Source organism: Fibrobacter sp. UWR4, from assembly GCF_003149045.1.
Classification (GTDB): Bacteria; Fibrobacterota; Fibrobacteria; order Fibrobacterales; family Fibrobacteraceae; genus Fibrobacter.
In genome coordinates this window covers 1-11241 of sequence record NZ_QGDU01000058.1, presented here as the reverse complement: position 1 = coordinate 11241, position 11241 = coordinate 1, and the positions used below count along the sequence as shown (strand labels likewise).

Annotated in this window: 3 protein-coding genes; all 3 read left to right on the top strand. The window is 40.0% G+C overall.

Annotated features, from left to right (window positions below):
* The first annotated feature begins 125 nt into the window (after positions 1 to 125).
* The 3 genes from BGX12_RS14605 (at position 126) to BGX12_RS14595 (ending at position 11146) form a co-directional block, all read left to right on the top strand.
* A complete protein-coding gene (locus BGX12_RS14605; RefSeq protein ID WP_146196371.1) occupies positions 126 to 5042 on the top strand; it encodes a hypothetical protein in 4917 nt (1638 codons plus the stop codon).
* A gap of 9 nt (positions 5043 to 5051) precedes the next feature.
* Positions 5052 to 10118 carry an RHS repeat domain-containing protein gene (locus BGX12_RS14600; protein ID WP_109736769.1) on the top strand — a complete coding sequence of 1689 codons (5067 nt, stop codon included), beginning with the start codon at positions 5052 to 5054 and terminating at the stop codon, positions 10116 to 10118.
* 65 nt (positions 10119 to 10183) lie between these two features.
* Positions 10184 to 11146 carry a hypothetical protein gene (locus tag BGX12_RS14595; RefSeq protein ID WP_109736768.1) on the top strand — a complete coding sequence of 321 codons (963 nt, stop codon included), beginning with the start codon at positions 10184 to 10186 and terminating at the stop codon, positions 11144 to 11146.
* Positions 11147 to 11241: the final 95 nt, after the last annotated feature.

Here is an 11241-nt window from a genome sequence, read left to right as displayed (position 1 = left end):
TCTCGGTTAAGTCTCATCGCTTGTCCTTTTCTTGGTCGAAAACGCAAGTTAGAAACCTAACCATCCCTAGAATTCACTTTCTAGGGATTTTTTTTGTTTTCAGCCTAGATCGGATTTACTTGACGATGAGAATCCGCGCAGGAAAAATATCTGTTCCTTTTGTGACTGAAAAGACTATATTGGATCCGATTGCAGATAAGAAAGTGACCTATAAATATGAATATTTATGGGACAATAATAATAAGGTTGGATTTGACTATACGTCAAATACGCCCTTGGTAAATAGATTCGTCATCACGTTACCGGAATCAAATGGTAAAATCGAAAAGGAACTTTGCTCCGTATTCTTACCAGGAGGAAATATTGGTCTGGGAGCTGGCCAGACATGTAAAGAGTATACAAAGGATGCTTCTGGAAAGATTGTAACTTCAATGGAAAGTCATTATCAGAGACTTCGTGATGCTAATTGGCCCAAACGTATTTATCAAGATGTTGTTGATAGTAAGACGACCAAGGCAAACAATGTTTCGACTCGCACGTCTTTAAGTTACAATACAAAAAATGGACAAGCCAATAAAGTTATAACATATGTAAATAATTCTCCGATTTCAGAGAAAAACGTGATTTATGCATATGAAGTTGATGCCTATAAGAACGCAATGCTAGCATCTAATCGAATTGCAGAGGAAGCCGGTTATTATGTGTGTCAGAGAAAATGCGATGATGTTTTTGGAAGAATAGTAGAGGCGAATGCCTCTAAATATAAGAACGAGTCGGGAAAAATGGTTGTTAGTGAAGTATGGAAATACGAATCTGAAAATTTCGACAAGACGTTCTCATTCGATTATACATCCAATCAGCAAAACTCTAAATGGAAGAAAACTACTGAGTATTCCAGATATATCGATGGAAGGGCTGTTGAAACAATTGACCGACTGAAACGGAAATCGTCTGCTTTTTATGAAAATGGAAAGGGTGGATTGCTTTTCGGTTCCGTTGTTGGCGCTGGCATAGATGAGGCTAGACTTCATCCGGGTAATACATGCGAAATAAGTGGCTGGACAAATTGTAAACTAACTGATTTGAAAAATGGATATGCCGTCAATGGTAATGGTGTTGGCTTTGGCCGATTTGATACAAGGGCTATTCAATTAAGTGTTGGTAGTGATCTCGAAACAAGAATTCCCGCTGCAAGAAACGGAAATTACAGGTTTAGTGCCTGGATTCAGAATGTGGATGATGTGGACCGTTCAGTCCAGTTATTTGTGAATGGCTCTGTAAAGAATACTTGGACTCTACAGAAACACAAACTATGGAATTATGTTGAATTTGAAACACCTCTTGGAAATGGTTCTTATAGAATTGCATTTAGGCTTGTGGATGGTTCTTCTGTAAATCTTCAGGATATTCGAATTGTTCCGACGATAGCACAATCCTCTGTTACATTTTGGAATAAAAAATGGTCAAAACCGAATGTTCAGGTAAATGATCGCGGTATTGGAGAGTACGTTGTTTATGACTCTAGAGGAAGGATTGTTGAGAATTGGACAGAATTGGAAGATGGTTCCGTGGTGTTGTCTTCTAAGAAGGAATATATCAGTGGTGCCTGTCTTGTTGAACCTAACGGTGCCGATGGTCTGAAAAAGCTCAGCATAAATGGTGAAAATTTGGATATTTCTGACAATGGTGCAGAGCTGTATTATTCAATTTCCGATGACGTTACTGAATTGAATGTCAGTTGGGTTACTAAGCAAGATAAGGACAAGGTTTATTACCAGTACTATGCTGGAAATGAAGTGACAACCGACTGGTTTGTATCTTGTTGTTCAGATTTAAAAGGTGTTGACATTTCTGTTGACGGCATTGATAATCTGACTTTAAAAGTGGATGTAGCTCCGCAAAAATCCAAAATCTATACCGTCCACGTAAATCGAATCCGTTCAGGGTGGGTGAAGTATGGATCCACGCTTGATGTTGGAAGTAAGCCTTCGTTCTTGGATGATAAGGATACGACAACGCTTAGCTATTTGTCTAAGGATGGATTCCATACTGCTGTATATGATGGAAATGAGTGGAATGATTCTGTTAAGTTGTATGAACGAATCAATCAATTTGTTTCAACATCTAATGGAAAGAATACCTTTATGTTCGCTGATCAGGATCTCGCCGTGGGTCGACGAACAAATGCGAATAAGACTGGAGTGCTTTATTCTTACTCTAGTGATGTTTGGTCCTATTTGGGAAATGTTGATACGGTTGGCGTGAAAACGGAAAAGTACAAGACAGCGATTGATTCCAATAACGTTCTGTATTTATTGTATGAAAAGAATGTTTCCTCTTATTCAGACCGTAAGTGGAATGTGAAAAGAAACCAGTGGGATTCTAGCTACACCACTAGTTCTAGGCTGTTTGTAAAGCAATACAGCAATCATTCCTGGAAAAATGTTGGTGGCTCCGTGTATGTCAATGAGTCTTCCAATACATATGGGTATGTAGAAGGGGCTGTAAGCGATGGTCATGTAAATGATGCCGATATAATCATTGGACCCAATGGAATTCCATATGTCGCCTATATCGGATCTATTGAAATGGCCAATAAGGATACATCGGAGACGGTAATAGCAGCGGATGGTAAGGATTCGACTATTGCAAAGACTATTTCACCAAAGTTTGTCGTTGTTAAGAGACTGTATAATTCTAGTGAAGCTCATACTCTCAAAAATGAACGTGTGTGGGCCGGTACAACTTTATCTCAGGAACCTGGAACATCTGATTACTTGCCGGATTATAGCGGTGATTTGTTGATGGTTGGTGACGAACCGCTGACAGGTGCAAAAAAACTGAAATTCTCGTCTAATGGGAAAAATATTTACTTGGCTGTTTCTTATGACTTTAGTTCGAACCATTTAAGTGAAAAGGCTTTATCTGTGTTCAAGTTTGTTGAGTCCGCTACACCGATTAAGGTTACAGAAAGTTATGAAGATGGCTCCGTAGAAAGTTTCATGGTTAAGAAAGCGTCCTTTGTACCTTATGAGGATAATTCCGTTAAAACGGCGTTTTTGTCCAATAGTGCGTCTGAAGAAAGAAAAATTATAGCTTACCTGAGTGACAACTGTGACTTTGATTTTGTTGTTAAGGATACGGTACCTTATGTTGCGTTCGTATCTTCTGCCAACTATAATAAGCTTACAGTCGTGAAGTATGATAAGGGACGCTGGGTTTCTGTTGGAAAACCTGCGTTTGCAAATCCTAAGTCTGAATTCGGATCATTTGATTTGTCCGTTGGTCTGCATACTCCAGTCTTAGTATTTAATGAAAAGGGCAATTCGTCTCGGAAATCACGTGATCATATTGTTCCAATGAAATATGATGCAGGTGGAGATTTGAATCTTACGATTTCCTCTGTTGGTTCAGTTAAAGGAACAAATATTGGCGGGATTTTTAGACAATATCTTTTGAATTATTCAGCCGTAATGGATGAAACATATCAAACGATAGATTTTAATATTGTTCCCTCGAATAAGGACGATTTAAGTCATATTCAGATTGAGAATAATGATATTGTTGTAGACAAAATCATATATTCAGATGAATCCGCAAAAAAATATTCCTTCTTTAATTGGGGTGATTTAGCTTCTAAATCTCAGAATAGACCTATTCGAGTTTCTTTGAAGTCTGGTTCCAATAAAATCAGAATCGTTGTATGTGGAAAAAATGGGGATCGTTTAGCTTATTTCTTTGATATCACGAGTAATCAGTCTGAATCATCCGACTTCTCTGCAACAAATTCTAATGGTGGTGTTGCCGTGAAAACAAAAGACAATATTAGATATAACACGGATTCCCTATATATTCGAGTTGATACTCTTATTGTCACAAAGCCTAATGATAATCCAACAATCATTCCATCCTCTGTAAAAGATACAATCATTGCAAAGGTTACAAAGGAAACGGAATTGGTGTTGCAAGGAGACAGTAATGTCCAGAATGCCTGCTTTGGCTTTAGTTCCGATTGGGATATGGTGCATTGCGGAATGCTCTATGTACGTGCAACATGCTTTGATATAAAAATAGGAAGTACACGGAAGAATTCTTGCACTCCGGGTGAAGTGAATGTTGGGGACACCATTTATGTTGTAAATCAGAAAAATGGTGAAACTGAGGTAGTCGTTGTCGATGCTGATACGACAAGGATTAAGCCTCCGACCTTAATCGTAAACGATACAATTCCCTCGGACAATCCGTCCAGTTCTTCTTCCGTAGCTGATTCTACAGCTAGTTCTTCCGATTCGTCTACCAATCATGAAAATCTTGGTGCCGTACCTGAAGAATTTGCCACACTCCTGAATCAAAAACTGGTTGCAATGGGTTCCCTGGTTCTTGCAGACCGTGCAGAAATCCGCAATGGAAACTACGTGGCCGATTTTGTTGAGGTTGGAGCAAATGCTTCTGTTCATGGAACACTAGTTTCAACTGGGAATATGGTCTTACGGAATTCTGCAAAGGTTGATACCGTTGTTGTGAACGGAAATATGAGTAAGCAGGATAACGTGGTTCTCGATAGTTATTCCAAGGAAAATGTTGAAAAGCCTGTTATTCCTCAGCTCAATATTAACGTCGGATCCGACAATATTTACGCTGGTACAGGAAAGACTACTGTAGTTGCTCCAGGGGCGTACAAGACGCTACAGGCCTATGCTGGGTCTACAGTGATTTTGAATCCGGGGATCTATTACTTCGATGAATTCTCTATCGAACCAGACAGTAAGGTTATCTTCAATAACGAAGAAGGCCCGATTCAGTTATGGGTTAATAGAAGGATTTATTTTGCCGATAGAGTGTCTATGACGACAAAGAAGTCTGAACGTGACATGTTTATTTACACAAATTCAACAAATGACCTGTACTTGGGCGTGTTGTCTGAAATAAAGGCTACCGTAGTTGCTCCGAATTGCTCCGTGAATATCGCTCCTAATTCCAGATGGAATGGTTTGATTTGGGCAAAACAAATAATGATTAATGCGGATGCAGTTGTGGAATAGGGGGCTATTATGAAAAATATCATGAAATTAATCACTGTTTTATCTGTTTTCTTGTTGCAGACGGTTGCTCTGGCAAATATTCGGTCGAGTCGTGATGATTTAACATCTGTTCAGCAAGTGCTTCCTGGCTGGGTAACACCCAAAAGCTATGTAGAGGGGTACGCTTTTAGTAAGGGACCTGCATCTGTTGCATTGGATAAGGAGCATCATATATCTTTCATGGGTGAGTTGTACGATCACTTGACCATTCATGCTGATGGATGTATTTCCTTTGGCGACGGCACCAACTGTGATGCGACTACCCCTTACGTGTTGCCGGTTAAAATGGCAACTACCTCTATTCCATATAAGTATAGCCTTTGTACGGATTCCATCAATAAAGGAGAAGTTGTAGAACAGTATACGTTAATCGAACTGGGCCCCTTTACTCTGAATTACTCGTCCTACTCTGCTCAGGTAATAGTCTATAGTGATGGTGAAATCCAGACGCAACTCTGGAATCATTACGGAAGTTTCCGTCAGAATTCTTGGAGCGGCACCTACTCACCTACAGTCTATACAGGCGAAGCGTTTAAAACCACGGCTGGATTGACTGTTAAAAACGAGATGGAAATTTATGGAAAAAACGGTGTTCGACCCGGATGGATCGCAAAGTCTTTTGATTTATCTTCCTCGACCATTAACATAAGTGAAAAGTGGGGGAAGGGAAAGGGATTGTACGTTGATACGACTCGATCTACCTGGCCGGGAGGCTTGATCGCCTACGACTATTCTAGAGAACATCCTGTAGTTGGTGGAATTTCGGAGGTAAAGGTCAATACGACTGCCCTGACTCTTCGCAGTGCGGAATCCCCAATCTACGTATGGTTTTTTAATGATGCTTTTAATCATGCCGATGATGCAGGGTATCCTGCGATTAATTATAATCAAAACGATCTTTCCATTAATGTCAATGACTTTCAGAGTAACGAGACTAGCTGGTCTAAGTTAGGCGCTCAGAGTGTTAACGATGATTCCGTAAGGTTCCGACCAGCCCCCGCATTTAAATTCCAGATTACAAAATATGCGTCAGGCTATTCGTTTACCATTGATTCTGTAAAGTATTTACTGAATCAGTTACCCATGGTGCGTTTTACACCGCCAAAGGCTGATTATACTTTAATTACGGAGGCTGGTGCAGGTGGTAGAATTGTTATAGACAAGAAATCAGGCAAATCCCCCTATAGTCTGTATGAGGGCCAGAGATTCCTGGGCTCCATCGTGGCAAATGGCGGTAAGGTTGTCGATAAAATTATTGTTAATGGAAAGACCGTTTATGATAGTACTTTTATTCTGGACTCTAACAATCCGGATATCAATTCTATCTATGACAACTTGTTTAACTTGTCGACCTCAGCAGAGAATACTCCCAATACCGTATATTTTGGTGGCGTGATGGGAAGCTCTATTCCCATGGTCAACAAGACGTTGTCTATACAGGTGACCTTTAAAAAGTGTGAAACAAGAAATATACCCTATGTTTCTCCTGACATGGTGAAAATAACTCGATACTTGGATCCGTCTACGTCCCAGAATCCCCGAATTAGTAGATCTGTCAGTATTTTGGGGTCTTTCGGTAATTCCATTGAAACTGTAGACTCAATTGCCGAAAAGAAGTATTTGGTTTCTACTACATATACAGACGGACTTGGAACGAAAAGAAAAACACCGATTCCGTTTATTGCTCCTCTGGACAGCTTTGACTATGTAGATCTTGCCTGTGAAAAATGCATTTCTGCTGCCAACGATTATTACGATGGATCCGATGAACTTGACCGTCCTGATGCAATGGATTTGGCATACACGGAAAATGATCCCTTGTATGGCAATTTTGAAGGCGCTCTTCAAACAACTGCAGGTATTGCAAAAAGATCCTTTAATTATGTTGAAAAACAGAGCAAGACGTGGATTATGTCCGCTGCAAATGAAAAGGACTTTATTTCTTATGAAAATCTGAATAAGGACGGATTCCTTGCAAAGGAATACAGCAAGAGAAATGATGTAGCCAAGGCAACTTATCTTTTATTCATTACAAGAGATTCCGAAAACCATTATTCTCAAGAAATCAAAAATGATAAGGGGAAGACTGTAACCACATGGATGTTTGATGGAAAGTACGAATCCTATCAGAAAAATGAGTATGATGTCTTTGACCGTCTGGTCGAATCCTATGTCGTTCATCCTCTTATTAAGGCTACTCGAGATGGGAACTTGAAACTGTTCCAAACAACTTACCATTATGACCAGCAGGGACGCTTAATTTCAACAAAGTCCGCTGACAGAGGTAGGAGTGAAACTGCTTACGATAGTCTGGGGCGTGTAAGGTTTACAAGAAATGCAAATGATAGTGCTAAGGGCGAAAACTATTACTCCGCAGTTGTATATGATGCCCTTGGTCGAGATACAGTTGTGGGCGAAGTTCGCAATGGACGTGTTCGCTTCGATAATCCTAATGCAGTCATTGATACTGCTACATTTTTCCCTCGCTCAAGAACGCTTTACGGTATGCCGACAAAGGAAACTCTTTCGAAATCAGGCGTTACGATTGACACTTTGCTTCTGGACAGCATTATCAAAAAAATGACGAATGTTCGTGACCTTGATGTTGGTGCGGTAATTGCTTACGATTCAAAGAAGAATGCGGTAAGTGTAAAAATGTCTTCGTACAATCGTATGGGACAGGTGAAGTACAAGTGGATCATCTATTGCTATCCCGGTATTCCCGCAACTCAGATTTCCTATAAATACAATGTTTCCGGAGAGATGGTTGAAAGCCACTTTGATTCTTGGAACGGACAAAATTGGGTGGTAAAAAATACAAGAACACGTAAGTATGATGATAAGGGGCGTTTAGATACTACCTGGGAAAATGGCTTGTTGATGGCGATATATGTCTATAGCCCCAATGGAAATGTTCGTTCAAAAAGCTATTATGACAATGGCAAGCTAGTGTTTACAAAAAACATTAAGTACGATGTCTATGGTCGTCCGACGAAGATTATGTATGAAAATGCCGGGGGAACACTGTATTCCGATAGTCTAACTTATGAAAACGAACTTGCCGGACGTCTCAAGAATGCTGATCATAAGTGGAAAAAAAAGAATGGCCAGGAAGAATCAAAGAGTAATACGTATGATTATGATTATTCTAGACGTTTGATATCTGTAGATGGTGACACAAAGGCTAGCTATTCCTTTGATGAATTTGGACGAATTGTTGCAAAGCATGAGGATACGACAAGTATCGGGTATAACTATAATGGCAACTACCAATCTTTTAGGCCTTACGGGTATGACGTTAATCACGGAAGCCCTTCTGCAAGCGCGGAATACTTTAAGTATGATTCTGTTGGTAATATTTGGTATGCCAGGAAGGATACTGTTGCATACAAGCTGAATTCGCTTGGCCTGCCTGAAAAAGTGTTCAAATTGAATAACTTGCAGCCGAATCTGACTAAGGATGCTGTTGATCGTGAAAATGTTTTTGATGTTAAGGCTACCATTTCTATGGCTTACGATGAAGGTGGCAACCGTTTATGGTATTCTGTGGTAAACAACTCTACACAGAATAACTATACTGAAGCAACCATTCCTGGAATTGGTACTTATAAAAATGTAAACGGAAATGGGTTTGAACTGGAACGAATGGACTTGATTGCTGGTGGTTATCGAGATTCTAAGGGTATTGCCTATTATCCCGTAGCAGATGCCCAAGGTAATATTCGTGGGTATGTAAACCATAGCGAAGGTGTTGTTTCTTATTTTGATTATTATCCTTATGGTCGCATCGCTTCTTCTGAAGTTAGCCCCTCTGATGATAACAAACGTTGGCAGGGTAAGGAGTTTGATGAAGAACATGACAAGTATTACTTTGGGGCTCGATACTTTGATCCTTACTTTGGTATGTGGCTGACTCCTGACCCGGCGGGCCAGTTCGCCAACCCGTATACCTATGGAGGAGATCCGTTAAACTATGTTGATCCCAATGGCGAATGGGTGAACATTGTTGTTGGAGCTGTTGTTGGCGCAGTTGCAGGCACTGTAAGTGGTATACAGGCTTGTATGGGCGGCGGTAACTGTGCCAAGTCCATTGGGGTTGGTTTTGTGGGCGGTGCTGCTGTTGGTGCTGCGGCCGGCGCTGTTGGCGATTTTGCAGATGCTGCCGTTGGTGGCGGAGCTCTTGGTGCGATCGCAGGTGGTGCTGCAGGAGGTGCTGTCGGTGGATTGGGCAATTATGCTGTCAGTGGTCTTGCTTATGGTACAGACGTAAGCTGGTCTGGGGCATGGGATGCTACTTGGAAGGGGGCTGCGACTGGTGCGATTGGAGCTGGTGTTGGTGCAAAAGCGCGCAATTTCATGTCCCCAGCATACGCACAAATGGTAAGTGGTTTTGCTAGTGGTGCTTCCGGTTCTGCTTTAAATGGCGCCCGAGGTTGGAGTATTGTACAGGGGGGCTTAAAGGGGGCTGGAATGAGTTTTGCTTCTGGTCTTTTAAGTGTAACGCTTTCTTCTGCAAAATCTACTGTTTTTGATGAAGAAATCACTGAAACCGGAGAACCTGATGTGTCTGGTTTAATTGCGGAGGACGACAGGAATGCTTTGGGGGATCTTGCTGATGCAACTCCTGGTCAAAAAAAGGCTTTTGAAGATTTTGCAGCGGCTGATGCTGCAGCGGAAGCGGCTGATGCTGCTGCTGCACCGGAAGGTGCGAATCCTAAATCGTATAATAGGGAATTGTATAGAGTTTATGATGAGGATGGTAATTATGTAAAGTTTACGGAAGCTAGAAGTGTGCAAGTACTGAATGAAAAAGGAGAACTGGTAAATAGGGTCACGATAGATGGGTACACAAATAGCAGAATCGGAATTGGAAATTTCTTTGGTTATAAGTATATTTCTATTCATTCTCATATGTCATCTTGGAAGCCCACTCCAAATGGTATAGGCTCTGATGGTCGCCCCTATAAGTCAGATGTTGGCCAGTTTTCTGATCTTGCCGAAAAAGGAAATGTTAGTTTGATATATTTACGACCGTAAGCTGTTTTTTATAGATATGATGGTATTCAAAATGGTAGATTTGTGATGAGCCCCATGTCGTATTAATGAAAAAATTATTTTTAGCTTTTACAATTTTCTTAATTTTGGTTGGAATCCAAATTTTAAGTCTTATTTCTTGGAAATCGGCAAATGTTGATTCTGGCTTGAGATTTGAACTTCCTTATGTTCTATACCTATCTCCAAGGGTGGTATTTGATTCATCGTTTAATTCTGACTTTTTTTCTGAAGAAGTGTCTTCTTTGGAAAAAAGTGCAAGGCAAATCATTTATGATGCATGTATTCATGCAGGAAAAGAAAATTTTCTTGTTGAAGTGTTCACGGATGATTCTCTTGTTAAAACGTATTCTGTAAGAAAGAATATCAAGGAGTGGCCGATTGTCGAAGATGTTTCTTATCAAGGTGGAAAAAAATACAACTTGTATTCAAATGATGCTATAATATCTTCTTTTATTATCCATGAAAATGAAGAAGGTTCTATTTTGATTGAATCATTTAATTTTGAAGGGAAAAAAATTGGATCTCTTTCTATAAAAAAGACGGGAGACAATATTGTTGCTCTTCTTGATGAAACTGCGCAAAAAGTAAAACGAGTTGTTAATATTATAGGAAAAGATACTGTTAGTTTATCTCAATCTTTAACGGATTACTACACTGGTGAAACTCAGAAAAGAATTGTATTTTACAATGATAAAGGTCTGAAGGCGTTGGATAGTGTGGTTGCAGATAATGATGCGTTCCTGTTAAGCTTTGATAAGACGATGTTTGTTGAAAAAAGGCAATATGATGATAGTGGTCGAATTATACAAATGACTAGTGAAATTGCTCATTATAATCGTCAATTGCCATTTTTATTGTTTCCTCTAAAATCCAGCTATACAGAAAAAGAAGAAATCTCTTTTTTTTATGACAACAATTTCTTAACAGAAGTTATATTTACTTCGGAATTCCGATTATGTGATGGAGTGGTTAAATCTCAGAAGAGGGCTCTGATAAAAAATAATTTTTAAGAGGCATCATCAACATGTGTGGAAGCATTTAGGCAGCCTTGCTAGATGATTCTCTCGATTCCGATTCCCATTCGTAGGCTATCTTTACATCTACA

Coding starts and splice junctions, on each gene's coding strand:
- BGX12_RS14605 (WP_146196371.1), top strand. CDS start 126: ATGAGAATCCGCGCAGGAAAAATATCTGTTCCTTTTGTGACTGAAAAG.
- BGX12_RS14600 (WP_109736769.1), top strand. CDS start 5,052: ATGAAAAATATCATGAAATTAATCACTGTTTTATCTGTTTTCTTGTTG.
- BGX12_RS14595 (WP_109736768.1), top strand. CDS start 10,184: ATGAAAAAATTATTTTTAGCTTTTACAATTTTCTTAATTTTGGTTGGA.